The 23,541-nt window shown below is 61.8% G+C and carries 24 protein-coding genes; 19 read left to right on the top strand and 5 right to left on the bottom strand.

The genetic code is table 11. The features are described from left to right. The first annotated feature begins 4 nt into the window (after window positions 1-4). The 5 genes from sdhA (at window position 5) to LKX83_RS16035 (ending at window position 8,491) form a co-directional block, all read left to right on the top strand. Window positions 5-1,762 (top strand): succinate dehydrogenase flavoprotein subunit, encoded by a 1,758-nt coding sequence (sdhA, locus tag LKX83_RS16055; RefSeq protein ID WP_227883301.1) that lies wholly within the window; start codon window positions 5-7, stop codon window positions 1,760-1,762. Between the two features lie 3 nt (window positions 1,763-1,765). After that, window positions 1,766-2,533 (top strand): succinate dehydrogenase iron-sulfur subunit, encoded by a 768-nt coding sequence (gene sdhB / locus LKX83_RS16050; protein WP_227883300.1) that lies wholly within the window; start codon window positions 1,766-1,768, stop codon window positions 2,531-2,533. A gap of 287 nt (window positions 2,534-2,820) precedes the next feature. After that, the gene (locus LKX83_RS16045) at window positions 2,821-5,694 is read left to right on the top strand and encodes a 2-oxoglutarate dehydrogenase E1 component (protein ID WP_227883299.1); all 2,874 of its coding nucleotides are present in this window, start codon (window positions 2,821-2,823) and stop codon (window positions 5,692-5,694) included. Window positions 5,695-5,699: 5 nt separating this feature from the next. Continuing rightward, window positions 5,700-6,947, top strand: coding sequence for a 2-oxoglutarate dehydrogenase complex dihydrolipoyllysine-residue succinyltransferase (odhB, locus tag LKX83_RS16040; RefSeq protein ID WP_227883298.1), 1,248 nt, complete (start codon window positions 5,700-5,702; stop codon window positions 6,945-6,947). Window positions 6,948-7,954: 1,007 nt separating this feature from the next. Further along, on the top strand, window positions 7,955-8,491 hold the full coding sequence (locus LKX83_RS16035; protein ID WP_227883297.1) for a hypothetical protein: 537 nt from the start codon (window positions 7,955-7,957) through the stop codon (window positions 8,489-8,491). 100 nt (window positions 8,492-8,591) lie between these two features. Here LKX83_RS16035 and LKX83_RS16030 read toward each other — a convergent pair whose 3' ends face one another. Both LKX83_RS16030 and LKX83_RS16025 read right to left on the bottom strand, forming a co-directional pair. Then, window positions 8,592-8,888 carry a hypothetical protein gene (locus LKX83_RS16030; RefSeq protein WP_227883296.1) on the bottom strand — a complete coding sequence of 99 codons (297 nt, stop codon included), beginning with the start codon at window positions 8,886-8,888 and terminating at the stop codon, window positions 8,592-8,594. Continuing rightward, window positions 8,857-9,465, bottom strand: coding sequence for a DUF3990 domain-containing protein (locus tag LKX83_RS16025; RefSeq protein WP_227883295.1), 609 nt, complete (start codon window positions 9,463-9,465; stop codon window positions 8,857-8,859). The genes LKX83_RS16030 and LKX83_RS16025 overlap by 32 nt, the downstream gene beginning before the upstream one ends. A 151-nt stretch (window positions 9,466-9,616) precedes the next feature. On the opposite strand from LKX83_RS16025, the gene LKX83_RS16020 reads away from it, so the two are divergent. From LKX83_RS16020 to LKX83_RS16010, 3 genes are all read left to right on the top strand, one after another. Then, complete coding sequence (locus LKX83_RS16020; protein WP_227883294.1) at window positions 9,617-10,141, top strand: sigma-70 family RNA polymerase sigma factor; 525 nt, start codon at window positions 9,617-9,619, stop codon at window positions 10,139-10,141. Further along, window positions 10,134-11,537 carry a DUF4179 domain-containing protein gene (locus LKX83_RS16015; RefSeq protein ID WP_227883293.1) on the top strand — a complete coding sequence of 468 codons (1,404 nt, stop codon included), beginning with the start codon at window positions 10,134-10,136 and terminating at the stop codon, window positions 11,535-11,537. Before LKX83_RS16020 ends, LKX83_RS16015 begins: the two co-directional genes overlap by 8 nt. 129 nt (window positions 11,538-11,666) lie before the next feature. Beyond that, window positions 11,667-12,386, top strand: a complete 720-nt coding sequence (locus LKX83_RS16010; RefSeq protein ID WP_227883292.1) for a GNAT family N-acetyltransferase — start codon at window positions 11,667-11,669, stop codon at window positions 12,384-12,386. 541 nt (window positions 12,387-12,927) lie between these two features. On the opposite strand, the gene LKX83_RS16005 is transcribed toward LKX83_RS16010, so the two are convergent. Further along, window positions 12,928-13,857: a D-alanyl-D-alanine carboxypeptidase family protein gene (locus tag LKX83_RS16005; protein ID WP_227883291.1), complete on the bottom strand. Its 930-nt coding sequence runs from the start codon at window positions 13,855-13,857 to the stop codon at window positions 12,928-12,930. A gap of 298 nt (window positions 13,858-14,155) precedes the next feature. Between LKX83_RS16005 and LKX83_RS16000 the strand changes: the two genes are divergently transcribed. The 9 genes from LKX83_RS16000 to LKX83_RS15960 all read left to right on the top strand — a co-directional run bounded on the left by LKX83_RS16000 (window position 14,156) and on the right by LKX83_RS15960 (window position 19,820). After that, entirely contained in the window at window positions 14,156-14,503 is a 348-nt protein-coding gene (locus LKX83_RS16000; protein WP_227883290.1) for an RNA polymerase sigma factor, read from the top strand. Next, the gene (locus tag LKX83_RS15995) at window positions 14,488-14,754 is read left to right on the top strand and encodes a helix-turn-helix domain-containing protein (RefSeq protein ID WP_227883289.1); all 267 of its coding nucleotides are present in this window, start codon (window positions 14,488-14,490) and stop codon (window positions 14,752-14,754) included. The genes LKX83_RS16000 and LKX83_RS15995 overlap by 16 nt, the downstream gene beginning before the upstream one ends. A gap of 20 nt (window positions 14,755-14,774) precedes the next feature. Next, window positions 14,775-15,254: a hypothetical protein gene (locus LKX83_RS15990; RefSeq protein WP_227883288.1), complete on the top strand. Its 480-nt coding sequence runs from the start codon at window positions 14,775-14,777 to the stop codon at window positions 15,252-15,254. Then, window positions 15,251-17,095 (top strand): ATP-binding cassette domain-containing protein, encoded by a 1,845-nt coding sequence (locus LKX83_RS34420; RefSeq protein WP_227883287.1) that lies wholly within the window; start codon window positions 15,251-15,253, stop codon window positions 17,093-17,095. Before LKX83_RS15990 ends, LKX83_RS34420 begins: the two co-directional genes overlap by 4 nt. A gap of 16 nt (window positions 17,096-17,111) precedes the next feature. Then, window positions 17,112-17,612: a TlpA family protein disulfide reductase gene (locus tag LKX83_RS15980; RefSeq protein WP_227883286.1), complete on the top strand. Its 501-nt coding sequence runs from the start codon at window positions 17,112-17,114 to the stop codon at window positions 17,610-17,612. Beyond that, a complete protein-coding gene (locus LKX83_RS15975) occupies window positions 17,578-17,778 on the top strand; it encodes a hypothetical protein (RefSeq protein WP_227883285.1) in 201 nt (66 codons plus the stop codon). The genes LKX83_RS15980 and LKX83_RS15975 overlap by 35 nt, the downstream gene beginning before the upstream one ends. Window positions 17,779-17,911: 133 nt before the next feature. Further along, window positions 17,912-18,454, top strand: a complete 543-nt coding sequence (locus LKX83_RS15970) for a MauE/DoxX family redox-associated membrane protein (RefSeq protein ID WP_227883284.1) — start codon at window positions 17,912-17,914, stop codon at window positions 18,452-18,454. Further along, a complete protein-coding gene (locus LKX83_RS15965; RefSeq protein WP_227883283.1) occupies window positions 18,441-18,875 on the top strand; it encodes a hypothetical protein in 435 nt (144 codons plus the stop codon). The genes LKX83_RS15970 and LKX83_RS15965 overlap by 14 nt, the downstream gene beginning before the upstream one ends. 153 nt (window positions 18,876-19,028) lie before the next feature. Further along, a complete protein-coding gene (locus LKX83_RS15960; protein ID WP_227883282.1) occupies window positions 19,029-19,820 on the top strand; it encodes a sensor domain-containing protein in 792 nt (263 codons plus the stop codon). A gap of 85 nt (window positions 19,821-19,905) precedes the next feature. Here LKX83_RS15960 and LKX83_RS15955 read toward each other — a convergent pair whose 3' ends face one another. Continuing rightward, window positions 19,906-20,214: a winged helix-turn-helix transcriptional regulator gene (locus LKX83_RS15955; RefSeq protein WP_227883281.1), complete on the bottom strand. Its 309-nt coding sequence runs from the start codon at window positions 20,212-20,214 to the stop codon at window positions 19,906-19,908. Window positions 20,215-20,379: 165 nt separating this feature from the next. Between LKX83_RS15955 and LKX83_RS15950 the strand changes: the two genes are divergently transcribed. Continuing rightward, window positions 20,380-20,778, top strand: a complete 399-nt coding sequence (locus LKX83_RS15950) for a DoxX family protein (RefSeq protein ID WP_255654609.1) — start codon at window positions 20,380-20,382, stop codon at window positions 20,776-20,778. Window positions 20,779-21,004: 226 nt separating this feature from the next. Here LKX83_RS15950 and LKX83_RS15945 read toward each other — a convergent pair whose 3' ends face one another. Next, window positions 21,005-21,208 carry a hypothetical protein gene (locus tag LKX83_RS15945; RefSeq protein ID WP_227883280.1) on the bottom strand — a complete coding sequence of 68 codons (204 nt, stop codon included), beginning with the start codon at window positions 21,206-21,208 and terminating at the stop codon, window positions 21,005-21,007. Window positions 21,209-21,382: 174 nt separating this feature from the next. Here LKX83_RS15945 and LKX83_RS15940 point away from each other — a divergent pair, with 174 nt between their 5' ends. Further along, window positions 21,383-22,846: an aminotransferase-like domain-containing protein gene (locus tag LKX83_RS15940; RefSeq protein ID WP_227883279.1), complete on the top strand. Its 1,464-nt coding sequence runs from the start codon at window positions 21,383-21,385 to the stop codon at window positions 22,844-22,846. Window positions 22,847-23,541: the final 695 nt, after the last annotated feature.

Here is a 23,541-nt window from a genome sequence, read left to right as displayed (position 1 = left end):
AGCAATGGCTAATCAAAAAATTATCGTCGTCGGCGGCGGCCTCGCCGGCCTGATGGCGACCATCAAGGCGGCCGAGGCGGGCATGCGCGTCGATCTGTTCTCGCTCGTGCCGGTCAAGCGGTCCCACTCCGTCTGCGCACAGGGCGGCATCAACGGAGCGGTCAACACGAAAGGCGAAGGCGACTCCCCGTGGGAGCACTTTGACGATACCGTATACGGGGGCGACTTCCTGGCGAACCAGCCGCCCGTCAAAGCGATGTGCGAAGCGGCGCCGGGCATCATCCACCTGATGGACCGGATGGGCGTCATGTTCAGCCGGACGCCGGAAGGTCTGCTCGACTTCCGCCGGTTCGGCGGTACGCAGTACCACCGGACGGCGTTCGCGGGGGCGACGACCGGACAGCAGCTGCTGTACGCGCTGGACGAGCAAGTTCGCCGATGGGAAGTGGCCGGCCTCGTGCAGAAGTTCGAGCACTGGGAGTTCACCTCCGTCGTTCTCGACGACGAAGGCGTCTGCCGCGGCATCTCGGCGCAGGACCTGCGCACGATGGAGACGGTCACCTTCCGCGGCGACGCGGTCATCCTGGCGACCGGCGGCCCGGGCATCATCTTCGGCAAGACGACCAACTCCGTCATCAACACGGGGACCGCGGCCAGCGCCGTCTATCAGCAAGGCGTGCACTACGCGAACGGCGAGTTCATCCAGATTCACCCGACGGCCATCCCGGGCGACGACAAAAACCGTCTCATGAGCGAATCCGCGCGCGGAGAAGGCGGCCGGATCTGGACGTACAAGGACGGCAAGCCGTGGTACTTCCTCGAAGAGAAGTATCCGGCGTACGGCAACCTCGTGCCCCGCGATATCGCGACGCGCGAGATCTTCTCCGTCTGCGTCGACCAGAAGCTCGGCATCGACGGCGAGAACATGGTTTATCTCGACCTCTCGCACAAGGATCCGAAGGAACTGGACGTCAAGCTCGGCGGCATCATCGAGATCTATGAGAAATTCACGGGCGACGACCCGCGCAAGATTCCGATGAAGATCTTCCCGGCGGTCCACTACTCGATGGGCGGGCTCTGGGTCGACTACAACCAAATGACGAACATTCCGGGTCTGTTCGCCTGCGGCGAATGCGACTACCAATATCACGGCGCGAACCGCCTCGGCGCGAACTCGCTCCTGTCCGCCATCTTCGGCGGCATGGTCACGGGTCCGAAGGCGATGGAGTACGTCAAAGGCTTGAAAAAATCGGCCGACGACATCTCCGAGTCCGTGTTCGAGCGCGAGCGCTCGAAGCAAGCAGGCAAGTACGAATCCATCCTCAAGATGGACGGCACGGAAAACGCCTACGCCCTGCACAAGGAACTGGGAGAATGGATGACGAACAACATGACCGTCGTCCGCTTTAACGACCGGCTCCAGCAGACGGTCGACAAGATCAAGGAACTGAAGCAGCGCTACACGAAGATCAACATCAACGACACGGCCCGCTGGAACAACGCCGGCGTCGCGTTCACGCGCCAGCTGTGGAACATGCTGGAGCTGTCCGAAGCGATGACCGTGGGCGCGCTCCTGCGCAACGAAAGCCGCGGCGCGCACTACAAGCCGGAGTTCCCGGAACGCAATGACGAAGAGTTCCTGAAGACGACCAAGGCGGCTTGGACGGCAGAAGGCCCGCAAATTTCGTACGAGGACGTCGATACGTCCCTCATCAAGCCGCGGGTTCGCGACTATTCGTCCAACAAGAAGAAGGAGGGCTAAGCGATGGCTGAAACGGCTACCGCCAAACGCACCGTCAAGTTTATCATCACGCGCCGGGATCAACCGGACGCGGCCTCCTATACCGAGGAATTCGAAGTCCCTTATCGCCCGAACATGAACGTCATCAGCGCGCTGATGGAAATTCAGCGGAATCCGGTCAAGGCCGACGGCTCGAAGACGGCTCCGGTCTGCTGGGAGTCCAACTGCCTCGAGGAAGTGTGCGGCGCTTGCTCCATGGTCATCAACGGCAAGCCGCGCCAGGCTTGCTCCGCGCTGATCGACAAGCTGGAGCAGCCGATCCGCCTCGAGCCGATGTCGACGTTCCCGGTCGTCCGGGACCTCGTCATCAACCGCGAACGGATGTTTGGCGCGCTGAAGAAGGTCAAGGCGTGGATCCCGATCGACGGGACGTACGATCTCGGTGCGGGTCCGCGGATGGCCGAGTCCAAGCGCCAATGGGCTTATGAGCTGTCCAAATGCATGACGTGCGGCGTTTGCCTCGAAGCGTGCCCGAACGTCAACGACCGCTCGAGCTTCATCGGCCCGGCGCCGATCTCGCAGGTTCGTCTGTTCAACGCCCACCCGACGGGCGAGATGAACGCGCACGAGCGCCTCGAAGCCCTCATGGAGGACGAGAGCGGCATCGAAGGCTGCGGCAACTCGCAAAACTGCGTGCGCTCCTGCCCGAAGGGCATCCCGCTCACGACGTCGATCGCGGCGATCAACCGCGACACGACGAAGCATATGTTCAAGCAATGGCTGGGCCTCTAAGCGCCGAGCATACGACGGGTCTTCCCGGCAGCGATGGTTTTTTCCGCCGCTGCCGGGGTATTTTTTTTGTTAAAGGGCGGCAACGCGAGGCGCGATGGACATAAAATGCCGTATTTTGGCGCATAATCATGGCATGCGCGCGTTTCTTGCAATATTCATCTCGATTTGAGATGATAATGATAGGAAATGATTATTTTTATCGCAAGATCAATTGATTTATAATCAACAGGGATAAGCAATCAGTCGTCTGAAATACCAACATTTATAGAAGACCGAGGGATCACACAATGGCTAATGATGCGCACGACCATCAGAACCCGTGGGAGAAGTACTACGGCCCGAACCTAGGGTACATCCAAGAACAGTATGATGTGTACCTGCGCGACCCTGAAGCGGTCGAGCAGGAGTACCGCGACCTGTTCAAGCTGTGGGGCGAACCGCCGCGCACGGCTATCCAGCAAGCCGCCCCGGCGACGACGGGAGCGGCTGTCAGCGTGGATGCACGCCAGATCCGCAACGCGGTCGTGGCCGGCAAACTGGTCTGGAACATCCGCGCTTACGGCCATCTGGCCGCCGATATCGACCCTCTCGACATCGGACCTAGATCCAGCGCCAAAGTGCTGGAGCCCGACACGTTCGGCCTCACCCCCGCCGACCTCGCCGCGATGCCGGCCGAGATGGTATGGGAGGGCGGACCTGCCGGACTCTCGAACGGTTGGGAAGCGATTCAGAAGCTGAAAGAAGCATATACCGGCACGATCGCGTACGAGTTCAGTCACGTTCACGACGAATCCGAGCGCAAATGGCTGACCGAATACGCGGAGAAAGTCGTACCCGCGCAGACGCTCGACGACCAGGAGCGCCGCAAGCTGCTGACCCGTCTGCTCGAAGCCGAGCAGTTCGAGGACTTTCTGCAGCGGACGTTCGTCGGCGCCAAGCGCTTCTCCGTCGAAGGCAACGACGTGCTCGTCGCGTGTGTGGACCAAATCGTCCACGAGCTGACGAACGACGGCGTGCGCCACATCTCGATGGGGATGGCCCACCGCGGCCGCCTGAACGTCCTCGCGCACGTGCTGAACAAGCCGTACACGAAGATTTTCTCCGAGTTCCATCATTCGCCCAACAAGAACGTCATTCCGTCCGAGGGATCGATCGGCATCAATTACGGCTGGTCCGGCGACGTGAAATATCACCTGGGCGCGAACCGTTCGATCAAGACGGGCGAGTCGGTGGAGACGCGAATCGTGCTCGCGAACAACCCGAGCCATCTCGAGTACGTCAATCCGGTCGTGCAGGGCTTCGCGCGCGCCGCGCAAGAAGACCGCAGCCGGCCGGGCTACCCGGAGCAGGACGTGAACGCCGCGGCGTCTATCGTCATGCACGGCGACGCCGCCTTCCCGGGTGAAGGCATCGTCACCGAGACGCTGAACCTGAGCCAGCTGAACGGCTATCAGATCGGCGGCACGATCCATATCATCGTCAACAACAAGATCGGCTTCACGACCGAGAGCTTCGACTCCCGCTCGACGCATTATTCGAGCGACCCGGCCAAAGGCTACGAAATCCCGATCGTACATGTCAATGCGGACGATCCTGAAGCCGTCATCGCGGTGGCCCGCATGGCGAGCGAATATCGCAATCTGTTCAAGAAGGACTTCTTGATCGACCTGATCGGCTACCGCCGCTACGGGCACAACGAGACGGACGATCCCGAATCGACCCAGCCGCTGATCTACAAGAAGGTCAAGGCGCGTCCGACCGTCAGCCAGCTTTATCTGAACAAGATGGCCGCCGAAGGCAAGCTGTCCGAAGCGCTCTACGAGCAAGTCAAGAGCGAGGTCGTCGGCCGCCTGAAGGAAGCGTACGACGAGCTCAAGAAGCAGGATAACCAAGAGGCGGTGCACCAAGTGCCTCCGGCTACCAGCGACGAAGAAGCCGAGTCGGCGCCGACGGCGGTGCCGCTGGAGGAGCTGCGCAAGATCAACGGCGAGCTGCTGAACTGGCCGGAAGGCTTCACGGTGTATCCGAAGCTGCAGAAGATTCTCGAGCGCCGCGCCGACGCCCTGAACGACGAAGGCAAGGTCGACTGGGGTCACGCGGAAACGCTGGCGTTCGCCTCGATTCTCGCGGACGGCCGTCCGATCCGGATTACCGGCCAAGACGCCGAGCGCGCGACCTTCGCGCACCGGAACATCGTTCTGCACGACCCGAACACGGGCGCCACGTATTCGCCGCTCCACAAGCTGCCGCAGGCCAAAGCTTCGTTCGCGGTCCACAACAGCCCGCTGTCCGAATCGGCCGTGCTCGGCTTCGAATACGGGTACAACGTCTACGCACCGGAAACGCTTGTGATCTGGGAAGCGCAGTACGGCGACTTCGCGAACGTCGCGCAGGTGCTGATCGACCAGTTCATCTCTTCCGGCCGTTCCAAGTGGTCCGAGAAGTCGAGCCTCGTCATGCTGCTGCCGCACGGCTACGAAGGCGCGGGCCCGGAGCATTCCAGCGCCCGCCTCGAACGGTTCCTGCAGCTGTCCGCCGAAGAGAACTGGACGGTTGCGAACCTGTCCAGCGCGGCGCAGTACTTCCACCTGCTCCGCCGGCAGGCGTCGCTTACGGGCACCGATGCGGCCAAGCCGCTCGTCGTGATGGCGCCGAAGAGCCTTATCCGCAACCCGCGCGCGGCTTCGCCGGCGGCGGCCTTCGCGGAAGGCGGGTTCCAGCCGATCGTGGAGCAGCCTGGCCTGGGCGGCCATCCGGAGCGGGTCGAGCGTCTCGTGCTCGCGACGGGCAAGGTGGCCATCGACCTGGAGGACGGCCTGGAAAAGGACGGCTCCGAGTCGAACGACTGGCTGCACATCGTCCGCGTCGAGCAGCTGTACCCGTTCCCGGCCAACGAGATCGCGGCCGTCATCGCGCGGTTCCCGAACTTGAAGGAGATCGTCTGGGTGCAGGAAGAGCCGCGCAACATGGGTTCCTGGAGCTACATGGAGCCTCGCATCCGCGACATCGCGCCGGAGAGCGTCGCTCTTCGCTACATCGGTCGTCCGGAGCGTTCGAGCCCGGCCAGCGGATTCCAGCAAGTGCACGCCCTCGAACAACAGTACATCATTTCGCAATCGTTGAAGCCGAGTCCGACGTTGGCTCATAACTTGGGGAGGTAGCAGCTGTGCAAGATATCTTAGTACCGGCAATGGGCGAATCGATTACGGAAGGCTCCATCTCCCGCTGGGCGGTCAATGTAGGAGACCATGTCAATCAAGGCGATCTGCTGCTCGAGCTCGAGACGGACAAAGTCAATCTCGAGATTAGCGCGGAGCAAGAAGGCGTCATCGCCGAAATTCTGTATAAAGAAGGCGACACCGTGCAGATCGGCCAAGTCATCGGCCGCATCAGCGAAGGCGGCGGCGCCGGCGCACCCGCGCCGGCCGCCCAGCCAGCTAGCGTGCCTGCGGCTGCGCCGGCTCCCGCGCCTGCAGCGCCCGCCGTTGCCGCTCCGGCTCCTGCCAGCATGCCGGCTGCATCCGGCAGCCAGCCTGCGGCTACGCCGGCCGCGCGCCGTTTGGCTCGCGAGCAAGGCATCGACCTGAGCCAGACGCCGGCTCGCGATCCGCTCGGTCGCATTCACGCGGACGACGTGCGCAGCGCCGGCAGCCGTCCGGCGGCTCCCGCACCTGCAGCGCCTGCGGCCCCGGCCGCGGCGGTTAATCCGGCCAAGCCGGCCGAGCGCAAGAAGATGTCTCGCCGCCGTCTGACGATCGCGAATCGTCTGGTTGAGGCGCAGCACAACGCAGCCATGCTGACGACGTTCAACGAAGTCGACATGACCGCGATCCTCGACGTCCGCAAGCGCCGCAAGGACGCCTTCAAGGAGAAGAACGAAGTGAACCTCGGCTTCATGTCGTTCTTCACCAAAGCGGTCGTCGGAGCCCTGAAGAAATTCCCGCTGCTGAACGCGGAAATCGACGGCGAAGACATCATTACGAAGAAGTACTACGACATCGGCATCGCCGTAGCGGCCAAGGAAGGCCTGGTCGTGCCGGTCGTTCGCGACGCGGACCGTCTCGGCTTCGCCGAAATCGAACGCACGATCGCCGATCTGGCGGGCAAGGCCCGCAATAACGCGCTTGGCCTGTCCGACCTGCAAGGCGGCACCTTCACGATCACGAACGGCGGCGTCTTCGGTTCGCTGCTGTCCACGCCGATCCTGAACGCGCCGCAAGTCGGCATCCTCGGCATGCACAAGATCCAACACCGTCCGATCGCGATCGATCCGCAGACGATGGAGATCCGTCCGATGATGTACATCGCGCTCTCCTACGACCACCGAATCGTCGACGGCGCGGAAGCCGTAAGCTTCCTTGTAAAGGTGAAGGAGCTGCTCGAAGATCCGGAAACGCTGCTGCTCGAAGGCTAATTAAGATCCGCGGCGGCATGCCGCGCTATGCAAAAGAGGGAGTCCTGCGGACTCCCTCTTTTGCATTACTGCGCATCGTAGGGCCCAAGAAGGAGTCGTGGACTCCTTCTTTCTCGTTTCCGCGCGCCGCAGGACCAAAAGGCTGTCTCATAAGGTTGTAATAGGGCCCGAGAGTCAGCAGCGCGGTTTTCAATGCGGATGAATGGGCATCCATTGACGATCTTTCCATTCATGGCGGCTGCCTCTAACGCGTGGCAATCTGCGAGGCTGGTTTCGAACGAATCAGTTGGGTCTTCGTGAAAATTCGTCGGATTCCGGCCGATGGTTCGCCACTAGTGTAAGCCAATTGGTTCCTTGTTTGCGCTCGTTTCGGGTCACTCAGTCAATTAGTTGCATTCGTACATCTATTTAGGGCCATTCGGGAGGGTGGAGCGGTTTACTTGTAAAAGTACATCTAATTTAGCGTAAATCCGTCCTGTACGCAGAAAACGGATAATTTAGTTGTACGATTGCAACTAAATGATCGTTAAGCAGGCAATATAGCTAAATTAGATGTACATTTGCATCTAATCGTTGGATGCGGGGTAGGCGACATTGAAAGCGGATTCCGGCGTTTTCTGCTTCGCGTCTTGCCGAAGGCAAGCTTGGAGGTCGGATGGCTTTTGCTTGCCCATCATTTGTTGAAGGCAGCGGATCGAAAGCGAGAAATGGCGGTGCAGGGATCGTCCCCCCAAACACCGCCATTCCTTCGTTTTCATACGTTTAGCTGTCTGTCCCATGAACAGACTTACATTTGAGACACCCTCTTCTCGTTTCCGTGCGCCGCAAGGCCCAAGAAGGAGTCGTGCACTCCTTCTTTCTCGTTTCCGTACGCGGTCTGCCTTTTCCACATCGTTCTCGTTTCCGTACGCGGTTTGCCTATTCCACATGAATGTCGGGCACGACGGGTTCCGCTCAAATGTTATAATGAGCCATGAAGAGTTGCGATAAGGAGGCGATCGCGAAGGATGTCGGGGTTCCGTCCGATCTTTTGGGGGATGCTGTTCCTGTTCGGTGGACGGATCGGCGGTTGGGATCTTCTGCCCGACGCGATCGGTTACGGGTTGATTTACATCGGGTTCAGCAGATTAAGCAGGCAGGGCGGACCGTTCGCCTCCGGCCGTCCGCTTCCTTTGATCTTGCTAGTCATGTCGCTTCCGACCCTGCATCTATCCTGGCTACCCGGCAGCTGGCTCGGCGTCGTGTATCCGATCGGGTTGGCGGCGCTTCAATTGTCGATGGTCTATTCGTTGATCAAAGGCATTCAACAGCTGGCGATGGCGCAAAACCGGCTGGATTTGTATGACATGGCGCGAAACTGCTGGCGACTATATGCGATCGGATGCTGCCTCTCGATCGCAATATCGGGACTGCTCCGAATCTCTCTGCTGCTTGTCCTCGCCGGGCTCTTCATGCTTCTCGTACGCGTTTTGATGCTCGTGCTGTTGTCCAGATGCGGCAGGACGTTCATGGAACGAGAGGGATCCCCTCCTGTCGGCGTTTGACGATCCCCCGCATTCTTGCAGGGAACGCACGTTTTCCGCCCGGCGGCACAAAAAAATCCGCCTCCCAAGGGAAGACGGACCGTGCTTGGAATCGCCAAAGTTATCTGCCGTAAGCGAAGGAGGCGCTGCGTTCGGCCGGCAGCACGCCGCCGCGTAGCAGATCCTTCTCGCCCTGAAGCAGTCTCTCAAGCCAAGCCTCGGGCGCGTATGCGCTCCGATGGGCCTCGGCGAGTCGTTCCGCGTGATCGCGGGGAGGATCGTAGGCGCCGAGCTTGCGGACGACCTGGATGTAGCCGATGACGAGCGCCCGGGCTTCCCCGGCGGCGTACCCGTGCTCGGCGGTCAGGGCTTCGACGATGCTCCGCTCATATCGATTCAATCTGACTTGACCGGTCATGGTAGATCCACCTTCCTTCCGCATGGACGTAATACCCGATGAACCGCAAATGCGCTTCCCAGCGTTCGGAGGAGAAGACGACCTGATTCCCAAGCCGGAGAGCATCGAGGCGCCTGCCACCTGCGGTGCGGGTAATTTGATCGTAAAACCATTCGACATCTTTCCCTAATTGTATCGCATCTACCATCAGTTTTCCAGTATCGTTGTCCGCCATCGGGCCGATGACGATGTCGGGATGCCGGCCGCACGGGTCCCGGCCTTTGTCCGCGACCAAACGATGGCTGAAAATAAAATCCGCCCAGGCGAGCGATTCCGACAAAAACACGCACGGAGACAGGCGGCGGGGCAGCGAGGCCATCTCGACGACGAGCACGCAGGGGCGGGTCGGCTGCACGGAGCCGCCGGCGGCCTTGTGCGCCCATTTGCGGGCTTGCGCGGGAGAGATGGTCGTGTAGAAGCCTTCTCCGAAGTCGCGGCCGGGGCGCCAGTAAGCCCGGTTCAGCAGCCGCTGGCCGAAGCTGGCGACGGCACGTTCGGTGGTGCCGTGATAGAGCACCTGAGGCGTGATAATATCCATCATACCCTCCTTTGCGTCGTTTGGTTCATTGTATGTTCGCCATGCCCCCAAAAAATTCCTTGTTTCCGCGAAAAACAGGCGATGTCCCCAAAAATAACGAAAACCGTTTGGCCCCTTGGACGGTCTAATGGTCGTAAAAGGAGGAGAGACGGTGACGATCATCGAGCAGGTGCTGGCCGCGCAGGCGGGAGACGACGAGGCATTCTACGCCCTGGTCAGCAGCCGAAAGGACAAATTGTACGCCATCGCCTACGCTTACTTGAAGAGCGAAGCCGACGCTCTGGACGCCATCCAGGAGGCGACTTGCCGGGCTTACGTCAAGCTGAGGGCGCTCAAGGAGCCGAGCTTTTTCCATACGTGGTTCGTGCGGATTCTGATTCATCACTGTATCGACGAACAGAAGCGGCGGCGCAGGACGATGCCGTTTTATCTGATTCCGGAGTCGCTCGTCGAGGAGCTGAATCTGGAGGATCGCATCGTGCTGCGCGTCGCGATCGACCGGCTGCCGCCGAATTACCGGCACGTCATCATTTTGAAGTACGACCAGGACATGACGCTGACCGAAATCGCGCGGCTGCTGGAAAAGCCCGAGGGGACGGTCAAAACGTGGCTGCACAAGGCGTTGAAGGAGCTCCGTGCGACGCTCGGCGGAAAAGGGGGGTATGACCATGCATGAGCAGGATTCGGCGGAAAACCGGATGGACGGGGCGCTGAGCGCCCGCATCGACGACGCGATCCGGGCGGGCATCCGGCAGGGACAGCTGACGAAAGCCCATGACAAAAGACGCAGGATCCGAAGCTGGAGCGCGGCCGCGGCGGTCGTCCTCCTCGCGGTATCCTGCCTCGTGAGCATCCGCGTCTCGCCGGCGTTCGCGGCGATGCTGCGGGAGGTGCCGGGGCTCGCGGCGTTCATCGACCGGGTGCAGCAATCGGGCGACCGCAGCCTGTCCCTGGCCGCTGACAACGACTATGCGCAGCCTGTCGGGCTCTCCGACGCCCACGACGGGATGCGGCTTACGGTGGAGGGCATCCTGGCGGACGACGGCCGTCTCGTCGTGTACTTTGACGTACGGGCGGAGAACAAGGACGATGCGATCCGCATCGGCTGGCCGACGGTTACGGACGCGGCAGGCCAGACGCTGGAGGCGGGCATCCAGTCCGGCACGCCGGGCGAGTACGAGCAAAACGGCCGCAAGACGGGCATCTACCAGGGCATGGTGGATGTGCAGATGGGCAATGGCATACCGCTGCCGGACGAAGCGGTGCTGAAGCTCCATCTGGGCCGGGTACCGGGCGCCAAGGGCAATCGCGACGGCAGACGGCTTCCGCCGATCGCGCTCGATACGGATCCGGCGTTCGAGGTGCGCTTCCCCATCGATCACAGCCGGTTCGAAGGGTTGAAGCAGGAGATCGCGCTGGACCGGACGATCTCGGTCGAAGGGCAGCGGGTGACGTTCGAGAAGGCGGAGATTTCCCCGCTGCGCATCGCCCTTTACCTCGACTACGCGGAAGACAACGACAAGCAGATTTTCAACGCGGGCGACATGCGTCTTGTGGACGATCAGGGCACGGTGTGGAAATGGACGGGCGGCACGCTGGAGCGCAACCGTCCGGTGCTGTACTTCGAGAGCAGCTACTTCCGGCAGCCCCGCGAACTGTACGCCGAAGGCAGCTGGTTCTCGGCGATCGATCGGAACGACTGCAAAGTCGTCATCGACACGAAGGCGCAGCGGATGGTGCGGGCGCCCGACGAGAAGCTTACGCTTACGAACGTGATGAAGGGATCGTCGGACACGACGCTCGTCATCGGCATCGCCGGCACGCGTCCGGACGACAACCGGGGGTACGCTCTGTTCGGCTGGGACGGCTTCACCGACGGCGCCGGCGCGTTTCACAAGTTCGCCGACGCCAAGTCCCGGACGGTCGGCACCTGGCGTTCGGGCGACGACGGCATTCCGCATCAAGAGGTGTACTACTATCTGGAGAACGAGGACTACCCGCAGCCGCTCACGTTCGATGTCAACGAATACCCGGCATACATCGTCGAGCCGTATCGCGTCCGCATCCGATAGAGGCACGATCGGGGACGGGATCGTTATAATCATTTTTTCCCGCCCGGAAGCGGAGAAGATCGGTTACGATGGTCATGACGGGCGGACGTTTGGCGACCGCCGAACATGACCGTAAAGGAGGGGAGCTGCATGTTTTCGCGGGATTTGGTCGAAGGCGATCCTTCCGTATATATGGAGCTGCATGCGGAATCGATGTTTACGTACGACCCGGGCGGCCGGATGCGGGCGGCCAACGAGCCTTGGCCCGGCGAGGCGCCGGCGCCGCGGTTTTTCCTGGGACGGCCCGCAAGGGGGGCGGCGACCTGCCGCTATCGATACGACGTGCCGGAGGCGCTCGCCCGCCAGTTGGCGCGTTGGAGCGCCGACGAACCGGCCGCTGGGGACGGCGATGCGAAGCCCAAGCATCTGAATGCCTATTTGACGCTGCTGGAGAGCGAACGCTGGACGATGGGGCCCTGTTATGAGGTGCCGTCCGCGCTATCGCCGTCCTTGGAGACGGTCTCGCTCCGCCCGGACCAAGGAACCGAATGGCTGCAGGACGGCTTCGACTGGCTTGTCTCCGAGCTTGACTACGCGCAGCCCTGTGTCGCCCTGGTCCGCGACGGCATGGCCGTCTCTGTCTGCCGCAGCGTACGGATCGGCGAACGCGCCCACGAGGCGGGGCTCGAGACACTCGAAGCGTATCGCGGTCGAGGCTATGCGGCGGCCGTCGTGGCCCGATGGGCGAGCGAGGTGCGGGAGCGCGGAGCGATTCCGCTCTACAGCACCATGGAGGACAATTCCGCTTCCCGGCGGGTAGCGTCCAAGCTGGGGCTGCTCCGGTACGGCAGCCATTTGTCTGTGTACTGACAGAAATCTTGACCTCCCGTCCGGGCTCCTTGACGGTCGGAAGGCCCTATACTCCTCCAGATGGAGCGAAATGCTCCAACCAGGCACGGTCACGTACTCCGATACTCCACCATGCCTCTGCCGCTCCGCTGAAATAGGGAACAAAATGTTCCTTATTCCCGCGCCCCCGCCTTTTTCGCCGAAATAGGGAACAAAATGTACCCTATTTCCGCGCCCCCACCTTTTTCGCCGAAATAGGGAACAAAATGTACCCTATTTCCGCGCCCCCACCTTTTTCGCCGAAATAGGGAGCAAAATGTACCTTATTTCCGCGCCCCCGCCTTTTTCGCCGAAATAGGGAACAAAATGTACCTTATTTCCGCGCGCCTCCGCCATTCCACCGAAATATGGAACATAGTAGTACCAAAAGGGCGAAAAAGAAGGACCCCGTTTTCCGCAGCGCGCGGAAACGAGGTCCTTTTGGGTATGAGGATGTGTCGGCGAAAAAAGGGACACGCTATTCCTTATTGGCCCGCGGTACGATTGCTTGCCATCTAGCGGTTTACGCCTTCGTCGAATTGTATTGCTCGAGGTATTCCTCCAGCGTGATCTTTTGTTTCATGATTTCCTTGGCCGCTTCTTTGCCGACATAACGGATGTGCCACGGCTCGTAGGAATAACCCGTGATGTCTTCCTTGCCCTTCAGGAACCGGATGATGAAGCCGTACTCGGCGCAGTTCGCGGCGAGCCATTTCCCTTCCTTGGTGCTCGCGAATTTCTCCTCGAGCTCGTAGTTGGCGCTGGCGCTGGACACGTCCATCGCGAGACCGGTCTGATGCTCGCTCTGGCCGGGAACCGCGCTCGTCTTGTTGGCGACTTCGGCGCCCTTCAGGCTGGCGTTGCGGTCGAAGATCGACTTTTGCGTCGCGTACGAGCGGTAACCGGAGACGGCCTTCAGGGTGATGCCGTCCTCGCTCGCGGCCGCGAACAGCTTCTCGAGGGCGCGAGCGGCCGGCCGCTGCAGCTGCTTTTTGGGCGAGTCGCCCGCAAACGAAAATGCCACGTCCGGCACGACGAGATCGGCCGGCTTATAGGTCGAAGGCAGGTTGCGCTTCTTGTTCACGAGGACGTACATGCTCGACGTATTCGTCACGACGGCCAGGCCGTCCTTGTTGGTCTTGATGGTTTTGTTCGGCGCGTTTTCCGTCAGAATCGCCGCCAGGCTGCTTGTGCCCGTATCCGGCGCCTGCGTCTGAGCCGGCTTGGGCGTTTTGGTCGGTTTCTTGTCGGGCTTGGCGGTCGGCGTCGCCGCCGCTTCGTCCTGCACGGGCTGATCGCTCTCCGCCGGATCCGCCGAAGGCTTGTCCGTCGCGGAAGCCGGCGGCTGCGACAGCGAGACGCTGCCCCAAACGTCGGACTTGGTCACTTCGATCGTTCCCCACACAAGCAGGGCGGCTACGCCTGTAACGAGCAGTAATCTACCTTTTCTCAAACGAATCCCCTCCATCGTACTTAATAGACGTAGATTCATAGGAAAAGGTTTCGACAGCCCCCGAGAAAATCCGCGATTTCTTTCGCATTTTCGGCGCGTCCGTTCGCGCATCATCGCCCTGGTTCGCGGTCAACGCCGATCCGCGCGATTCCCGCGTCCCGTCTGGCGCCGTGCGCCGTTTCCTGTCATTTCCGGTCTTTGTTCCCAAAAAAATAAGAACAAATGTTCCCTTTTTGGTTGTAGAATGAAGTCGAGAGACTCCTTTTTAGATAGAAAGACCTGCACAGGAGGAACGCCGATGGAGGAACAAGCGTTGATCGCGGAGCTGCGGACGCAGCTCCAGCGGGCGGCCTGGCGCATCCAGTACCGAAGCCGGTTCCTGCTGAAAAGAGAGCTGCCGCTTACGTTCGAGCATGCCGCCGAACAGGGGGAGGAGGCATTGATCTCCAGCCTGTTCGTGCAGCAGGCGCTCATGGCGATTCCCCCGTCCAAAGGGCGGACCGTCATGCGGATGCTGATCGTGGACGGGAAGTCGGAGCGCGAAGTGGCGGGCGAACTAAGAATGAGCCAGCAGGCGGTGAACAAATGGAAACGAAAAGCGGTCGATCTGTTGCGGAGCCGGCTGGACGAATGCTTGCGTGGGTAGAGGCGTCCGCGGAGGGAGACAAAGAAGCGACGCAGCGCATTCTCGATTATTTCCGGGACGATATCGAGCGGCTGTCGGGGTTTTTGCGGATGCCCCGCGAGGAAGCCGTACAGACGCTTACGCTGGAGCTGATCGAGCTGGTGCGGACGGTGCGCACGCGGCGATCGCCTGCGGCGGCCGGCTGCGCGGAGGAGAAGGCGGCCTACGCGGCCGAAGACGCGGCGCCGAAGCCGAAGACGAAAAGCGGTTAGCGAAAGGAGACGATCGAGAGATGAAACATCATCCATTTTTACGAAACGGCGTCATGGCATACCCGGCGGACACGCTGTTCCCGGAGGCGCTCGAGCTGCGGCCGGACGAGGGTCCGACGGATTTGACCTGGATCCGCGAAACGGAGCGGGGAGCGGTGGTGTTCGTCGCCAGCGCCGGCTGCGAGGCTTGCCGGCTGGAGCCGGCGATCGAAGTGATGCGGGACGATCCGGAGCTGGCGTATGCCGTGTTCTACGAAGGGGACGAGGAGGCGCTGGAGCGTCTGCGGAGGGAGGTAGCCGATCTGCCATGCCGGGTGTACCGGTGCGACATCTTCAGACTGGCGCAGCAGACGCCGATCCGCGTGGTCCCGTACATGCTGGCGGTTCGCCCGGACGGACATGCGGCGGCATCGGGCCTTTTCAATACGTACGGCCACGCGGCGCGAATCGCCGGCGTCCTTGGCGTCAAGCGTTCCGCCGCCGCGCCTTCCGCCCCGTGAAGGCGGCCGCTGCGGTCGCCCGGTCCGCGACGCGCGCGTTCGTCGAAGTATACCGCTTCGATTCGGCGGCTGTTCTGCTCGCGACGGGAATGCTCGTCTACAATGCCTTGCAATCCTATGCGCAGCTCTACTTGTCCAAAGGGGTGCTGGACGCCGTCTTCGCACCCGACGAAGCGGCCTACGTCCTGCCGCTCGCAGCGCTCGTCGCCGCCCAGTTGACGGGCTCCGCCCTGAGCGCCTGGTCCGCCGACAAGGGGCAAAGGCTCGGCACGGCGTTCGGCAACGCCCGCGACGCCGAGCTCATCGAGCGGACGGCCGCACTGCCGCTTCTGTCCAAAGAGCATCCACGCTACGCGGGAGACCTGAGCTACGCGCGGTACGCCGGCGGCAAGCGCTATGAGCTCTACGCTCAGTCGACACAACTGTTCGCGAGGCTCCTCACCGCGGCTCTCGGCTTCCATTATATGCTGGGCGCTTATGCTGGCATTGGCTTGCTCGCCGTCGCGGTAGGCGGCGCCAGAGGCTGCCTGCACCTGCGGACGGTGAGCCCCCGCGTCGTACTCGGCCGCGAAATCCAGCGCGGGTCGATCCGGCATCTGTACTATTTCGATCTGCTGACCGGCCCCTCCGCGCAAAAGGAGATCGTCCTTTACGGGACGGGCGGCTATTTCAAGCGCCAATGGCAGACGCACAAAGACCGGATCGACGCGCTCCAGCTCCGGCTGGAGCGGCTGCAGACGCGCAGCTACGCGCTCGGAGAGGGACTCTCCATCGTAATCTCCGGCGTCGTCGCGCTGGCGGCGGCCTGGCTCATCCGCCATCGAGGTTGGACCGCGGGCGACTATGTCGCCATCACGATGGCCTTCAGCCTGACGGTGACGAATGTCTCGTCCATCGTGCAAGGCTGCGCCAAGCTTTGGGAGTTTCATGTGCATCTCGAAGGCGGGCTCCGCTTCGGCGAAGCCGGTCCGGAGCAGGCGTCGCGGGCGTCGGCGGCCGCGGCGGAGATTCCTACTTCCGTTCCGGCGACCGCGACCGCAGCTGCGTGGGAAGAGGCGACCACGCCAGCGGACGAGCCGCTTCCGTTCGCCTACCGTGACGTGCTGACGGTCGAAGGCTTGACCTTCACCTATCCGAACCGCAAGTCGCCGGCGCTCCGCGATGTCAGCCTGACGATCCCGAAAGGGGAGACCGTCGCGATCCTCGGCGAAAACGGATCGGGCAAGTCGACGCTCGTGAAGGCGATCCTCGGCTTGTACGAAACGGAGCGGGGTTGCGTCCGCTATGACGGGGTCCCGGTCGGACGTACCGATCACCGGCAGCGCGGCGAGCGGCTGCACGCCTTGTTTCAGGACTTCGTGCGCTACCAGACGACGGTCCGGGACAACGTCGCGGTCGGCCGGATTGCATCGGCGGACGACGACCGGGCGCTGGAGGACTGGCTATGGCGGGCCGGCTTCCGGGCCGCGCCCGCGGGCCTCGACACGCCGCTCGGCGGCCTGCGGGATGACGCGATCAACCTGTCCGGCGGCGAGTGGCAGCGGCTCGCGCTGGCCCGGCTGTACGCCAAGGAGGACGTCGACCTCGTCGTGCTGGACGAGCCGACGTCGGCGCTCGACCCGTTGAGCGAGCTGGAGGTCATGCGAGAAATCGCGGACCGCTACCGCGAGCAGACGGTGCTCCTCATTTCGCACCGGATCGGCATCGCCCGCCGGGCGGACCGGATCGTCGTGATGAACGAAGGAACGGTCGCCGAGGTCGGCCGCCATGAGGAGCTGCTGGCCCGGGAAGGGATCTATCGCCGGATGTGGACGGAGCAGCGGACCTGGTACGAAACGTAAGAAAGGAGATGGAAACATGTCGCAGCCAAACATGGCCGCAAAAGACGGAATGGCTGGCTTCGCATCGATCGGGCTGAAGCCCGGCGACCTTCTTCCCCCCATGCCGGGCGCGGAGATCCCGACGGCTTCCGCCGCCGGAGACGGCCGAACGGCGCTCGTGTTCGCCTCGCTGCACTGTCTGGATTGCATCGACTTGCTGCCCCATTTGGCTGCGGCTGCGCGGGGGATGCCTGAATATACGCTCGCGCTGTTCACCACGGGGGACGAGACCGACAACCGCGAGATGCAGCGGTACTTTGGCTGGGCCTTCCCGGTCTATTCCATGGCGCAGGGAGAAATGGGACGGCGGTATGCGATCTCGGCGCTTCCTTGCGCGATCTTGACGGACGAACGCGGCCGCCTCGCGGCGTCCGGCGCCGTCCATGATGCGGCGGAGCTGCTTGCGCTGCGGGCATCCGTCCGCCTGAAAGGAGGTGATAGCGATGGCATGCGTATGTCCGACGGGGACGTTTTTTGACGGAGAATTCGTAGATTACTACTACTGCCAAGCCGGCGCCTGTACGGCGAACGGCACCTCTTATTCCAAGCAATACTGGGCGAACAAGACGATCATCTGCACCAACCTGGATACCGGGAAGGGGCAGTACATCGACTGCGACCAGCTCCAAGGCTGCTGCGTCTAAGCGGCGATCGCAAAGGGGAGGACGACGGCGTCCTTCCCTTTTTCCGCCATCGGGCAATTCACCTTTCGGATCAGGCGGGTGAGCTGCCGGGAGGCGGCCGTTCCAATCGTGTTTATGCAAAGGAGAGATTCGTTTGAGTTGGATTCCGCATATCGCGGCCTTCGCCGCCGCCGTCACGTTTCTCGCGTCCGGTTTTGCCAAAACGAAGGGACTCGCCGATTTCCGGCTGGAGATCGAGGCGCATCGCCTGCTGCCAGCCCGTTCGTCAAGCTTGACGGCATACGCCGTACTCGCGCTGGAGCTCGGGTTGGGAGCTTCCTTCGGCGCGGGGGGCGTCCTGCCGTGGGGAGCGGGGGAAGGCGCGGCTTGCGCGCTGCTGCTTGCGTTTTCCGCCCTTACCTGGCGCCGCAGGCGCTCCGTCCGGCTGCGGGACGAGGCGGAGCAAGGTCCGGCCTGCGCCTGCTTCGGCGCGAACCATCCGCTCGGCCGGTTCCCTCTGCGGCGGAACGCCGCGCTGATCGCCCTGCTCGCCGTCGGCTCGTGCATGCGCCGCGAGGAGATGACGATGCCGGCCAGGGCCGCGTTCGCGGTCGCGATCTTGTGCGCGGTGCTCGCGCTGGAAAGCCTGAAGCTCGCTAACGAGACGAGGAGGGGGAGAAGTCGTGTCCCCGCTTGAGAGCGCCGGGCTCGTTGTCGTCTGCGGGCTTTTTCTGTTCTTCCTTGGGGTCTATCTCCGCTATGCGCGGCGAAAGAAGCGGGTGCTCGATCGGCTGTTCGACCGCGTCCGCCTGCAGGACGGGCGAATGCCGGGCGCGATCTTGTTCCTGCATCCCGGCCGCGGGGAGACGGATGCATTGGAGCCGCTGGTGCCCGTGCTGCCGGCCGACTGGGTCGTGATCTATGACGGCCCGCCGTGGCTGACGGAGATGAAGGGACGCCGCTGGGGCCGGGAGATCCGCTCCCGCTCCGTATGCCTGCCGGAGCCGCTGACGCTGTGGGAGGACACGATGCTTATCCGTCGAGGCAGGTGGGGCGGATACGCATTTTTTTATGAGGTCCAAGCCCTCGCCGAACGGATCGCCGCCGTGTCCCGCTGACGTTTGCGGGCAAGCGAAGGGTATGGCGGGAGAAGGAGACGGACCTAGCCGAAGGTCGGGGTCGCATCCCGTACCGCAGCCGCTGACGCGCCGCCGCCGGCGCTTGGTACAATCGGAGCATAGAGAAGGCAATTGAAAGGAAGCGAATTCCCTATGCGTAAACGAAGCGCCTTAACGGCTTGGAAGCTGCTCCTGCTCGCGCTGCCGCGCGGCATCGCCATGTTCGTCGTGGCGGTGGCGGGCATTTGCGCCGGGCTGCCTCTTGCGATCGTCGGCGTCGGCATCCCGATTTTGGCCGGCACGTTGTCATGGCTGTCGAAAATGAAGCGGGAAGACGAACGGAGATGGGAGGCTTGGCATCGCGGCGGGAAGGAAACGCCCGCAGCGAACCGCGCGTCTGCCGCCGCCGCAGACGGAGATGGCTCCGCATGGCGCAAATGGTTCGGCACGATCCTTCGCCCGGAGAGCCTCCGCGCGGCCGGCTATGCGATCCTCCAGTTTCCGGTCAGCATCGCGATGTTCGTGGTAGCGGTGGCGATCCCCGCCACGATCCTCGCGCTCGTCGTCTCTCCGGCCGCTTACAAGGTTTCGATGTTCTTGTACCAGTTCGAATTGTTTAACGACGCGGAAGTCATGCAGATGCTGCTGCCGCCGCTGTCCCCGTTCGAACGTTCCCTGGTCGTGGCCGGCATCGGATTTTTCCTGCTGCTGTTCGTGCCGGCGCTGCTCCGTATGCTCGGCAGCCTGTACGACGGCGTCGTCGATATTTTCGCCGAGCCCGAGCGCCCCGAACAACCGCAAGCGGAATACGCCGAGACCCAATACGATTACGCAGATCAGCCGGCGCAGATCGATTCCGCGACGCTCCTTGCGCGCGCGGAAGCGGCCATCAGCCGCTACGATGAAAGCCGTCCGCCCGCACCGCCGTCCTCCCCGACGCATTAATGCTCCTTCAGACGACAAGAGGCCGCCCGCATCCCGATGATCTCGGCGATGCGGGCGGCCTCTTTGGCTATGTCGGCCGCCGGCGCTACATCCAATGTTCGGCCCAATCCTGGATCGAATGAATGACGTCCTTCAAGTCGCGGCCCTTGTCCGTTAACTCATATTCAATACGCACAGGCATTTCCGGATATACGGTTCGCTTCACGACGCCGAGCGATTCCAGCTCCTTCATGCGGTCGGTCAGCATTTTATCGCTCATGTCGGGGATTTGTTCCTTGATGTCCTTAAACCGTTTGGGACCGCCGAGCAAAACGCGGATGATCAGTCCCGTCCACTTTTTGCCGAGCAGCTCGGCGGCGGACTCGAATTTAGGGCACATTTTGGAGTAGTCCATCCGGCTCACCCCTTTCATTTACTTATTGTAGCACAAGCCATTTTGAAAAGGTAGAACGAAACGATAGAAAAGTTTTATGCTTGATAAAAGTAAGTAAATTAACATAATATATCTTTGCCGGCAATTTCGAAATCAAACTAAACATTTGCATAGGGAGTGGCCATAATGGATTGGGGATTGTTGATCATTCGCGTGGTCATCGGATTGTTGTTTGCTGCGCACGGCATGCAGAAGCTCGCGGGGTGGTTCGGCGGGCACGGCTTGCAGGGAACGGGAGGATTTTTCGAGTCGATCGGCATCAAGCCGGGCGTTGCGATGGCCTTGCTGGCGGGGCTGGCGGAGCTGGTTGGCGGGCTGCTGTTCGCTTTGGGACTGCTAACTTGGGTCGGCGCCGTCCTGATCATCGCCACGATGCTCATCGCCGTCTTTAAGGTGCACGGCCGCAACGGCATCTGGGCGACGTCCAACGGCTATGAGTATAACTTGGCGCTGCTCGTCACGGCTTTGGGCGTGCTGTTGATCGGACCCGGCGCGTACGCGCTGGACGCGCTTTGGTTGAAATAAATATCGCCTACACCTCGTCAAAAAAGGGATATCCCGCATCTGCCGGGACATCCCTTTTCCGCTTCCTGCGGCCGAATGGCTGCCCTACGCGTCATTCCGCGCTTTCCTCGGCGTCAATGATGTGCTTGCCGCCCGCGATGACGGCCGCCACGCCAAAGAACATGCAGAAGGCCAGGATCACAATGTATAGCATACGAGTTACCCCCTTTGAAGAATCATGCGCTAGCTAGCGGTTAAACAAATAAATCGCCGCGACCGCCACGACGCAGAGCACGTAAATGGAGCCGAGCCGCAGCCACTTTTTGCCCGTGCCGCTGCTGTAAGCCGACGATTCGCGATTGTTGCTCCCCGAGAAGCCGACCAGCAGCGTGGCGACCAGGGCGAGCAGCATGACGACGAACACCGCGCCGATAAGGAGAGGAATTTGCAATCCGGTTCACCTGCCTTGGCTAAAAAAAGAGGATATGGATAAGCATAGTAGGCGGGAGCTTTCGCTTCACCATCCAATGGACCGGAGAATTGCCCATCCAATTTGGCCATCCAATTGTCGCTTGTTCTCCCGCGAACGCATGCCCATAATGGAGAGGCATGGAGGTGAACCGGCATGTGGCAACCGGACCGGTATTCCAAAAAACCGATCTACCTGCAAATCGCGGAGCATCTGCAGCGGCGAATCCGCCAAGGCGAGTATCCGCCCGGAAGCCTGCTGCCGTCCGAGCGGAAGCTGGCGGCGCTCCTGCAGGTGAATCGCAGCACGGTCATTCAGGCGTACGAGGATCTTCGGGCGCAGGGGCTGGTGTCGCGCGCGGTCGGCAGCGGCACCCGCGTGTCGCAGCCCGAACCGGGCGAGGCGGCGCCGGCGCCGAATTGGCGCCCCTATTTGGCCGGCGGCGCGATGCAGCCGAATTTGGCCGCGATGCGGCGCATCCGGGAGGCGCTGCGCGGCGAGCGGGCACCGATCGACATGGCAAGCGGGGAGCTGTCTGACGACTTGTTCCCGCATGAGCTCGTCCGTCGGCTGCTGCGCGAGCGCTCGTACGTCGGTCATCTCGGCTACGATGACCCGCAGGGCTATTTGCCGCTGCGCGAGTCGATCGCGGCGTTCCTGCGGCGCTATCACGGCATCGATGCGTCGGCCTCATCACTTCTTGTCACGTCGGGCTCGCAGCAGTCGCTTTTTCTGATCAGCCAATGCCTTCTCAGCCCCGGCGACGCCGTCGCGGTCGAGGATCCGTCCTACAGCCACTCGCTCTCGATGTTCCGTTCGGCGGGGCTGCGCGTGTTCGGCTTGCCCGTGGGCGAGGAGGGGATCGACCCCGACGACGTCGCGGCGCTGCACCGGCAGCACCGGCTGCGCATGATCTTCCTTAATCCGAACTTTCAAAATCCGACCGGCACCGTACTGTCCGACGAGCGGCGGGATCGGCTGCTGCGTTTGACCGCCGAGCGGGGCATCCCGATCGTGGAGGACGATCCGTTCAGCCTGACCGCCTTCGACGGCGTTCCGCCTCGCCCGCTTCGCGCGTTGAAGCAGGCCGGCGGACAGATCTTGTACGTGGGTTCGCTATCCAAAATCGCGGCCTCCGGCCTACGTATCGGCTGGCTGCTCGGTCCGCAATCCGTCATCGCGAGACTGGCCGACGCCAGACAGCAGATGGACTTCGGCATGAGCGTCCTGCCCCAGTGGGTCGCTTCGGAGCTGCTGGACGCGAGTCACTTCGACGGGCATCTTGCCCGCTTGCGTCGGAAGCTGGCGTACAAAATGGATTCGATGCGCGCGGCCCTCGATACGGTGCTCCCCGGGCGGATCTCGTACCGCGTGCCGAACGGCGGCTTGAACCTGTGGGTGCAATGGCACGGCGCGGGCGATCCCGACGAACCCCGATTGCTGGAGCGCGCGCTCCGGGAGGGCGTGGCCTACGTGCCCGGGGCGGTCCTGGGATCGCGCCCCGGCTGCTTCCGCCTCAGCTTCGCCAAGCCCCCGATCGAACAGATCGAGGAGGGGATCTTGCGGCTTCGGCGCGCTTGGACGGAGGGGCGGGACGAAGAGCGTCCATTCCCTTCATAGCGGCGGAAATTGAAAGGAAAGGACCCCGTATTCTGCTGTGAAGCGGAATACGGGGTCTTTTGCTCGTTTGGGAGGCTTTATCCCGTCGTCCGCCGGAGAGCGGAGCGTTTGAAGCACGGAGGGGACGAAAAAGAGGGAGCCGGCCTCGTCGATCAAATAGGGAACAAATTGTTCCCTAATGTCGTGTTAGGCATCTCGTGTGCGGAAATAGGGAACAACTTGTTCCATAATGGGGTGCCAAGTGGCTCGTGAGCGAGAATAGGTAACAAATTGTTCCTTAATGGGGTGCCAGGCATCTCGTGTGCGGGAATAGGTAACAAATTGTTCCTTAATGGGGTGCCAAGTGACTCGTGTGCGAGAATAGGTAACAAATTGTTCCTTAATGGGGTGCCAGGCATCTCGTGTGCGGGAATAGGTAACAAATTGATCCTTAATGGCGTGTATTGCATGCCAAGCATCTCATGTGTGGAAAGGTCAGTTGGAGCAAAATGCTCCAACCACGCCGTCGAAGCCGCGTACTCCGCGCCAGTTGGAGCAAAATGCTCCAACCAATGCGCTGCAGCCGCGCGTCCCTCGCTCTTCGCTGCCGTCGCGGCGTTACAGCCGCACGAGGATGAGTCCGAGCAGCAGGAACAGCAGGGTGCAGATAGACTAGAAAGTGGACACACCGTAGTAGCGACCTGTTACAATAAATT

This window comes from Cohnella baijiui (genome assembly GCF_020731285.1).
Lineage (GTDB): Bacteria > Bacillota > Bacilli > Paenibacillales > Paenibacillaceae > Cohnella.
Note: the sequence above shows the minus strand (reverse complement) of the source record. Positions and strands in the feature narration are given on the sequence as shown.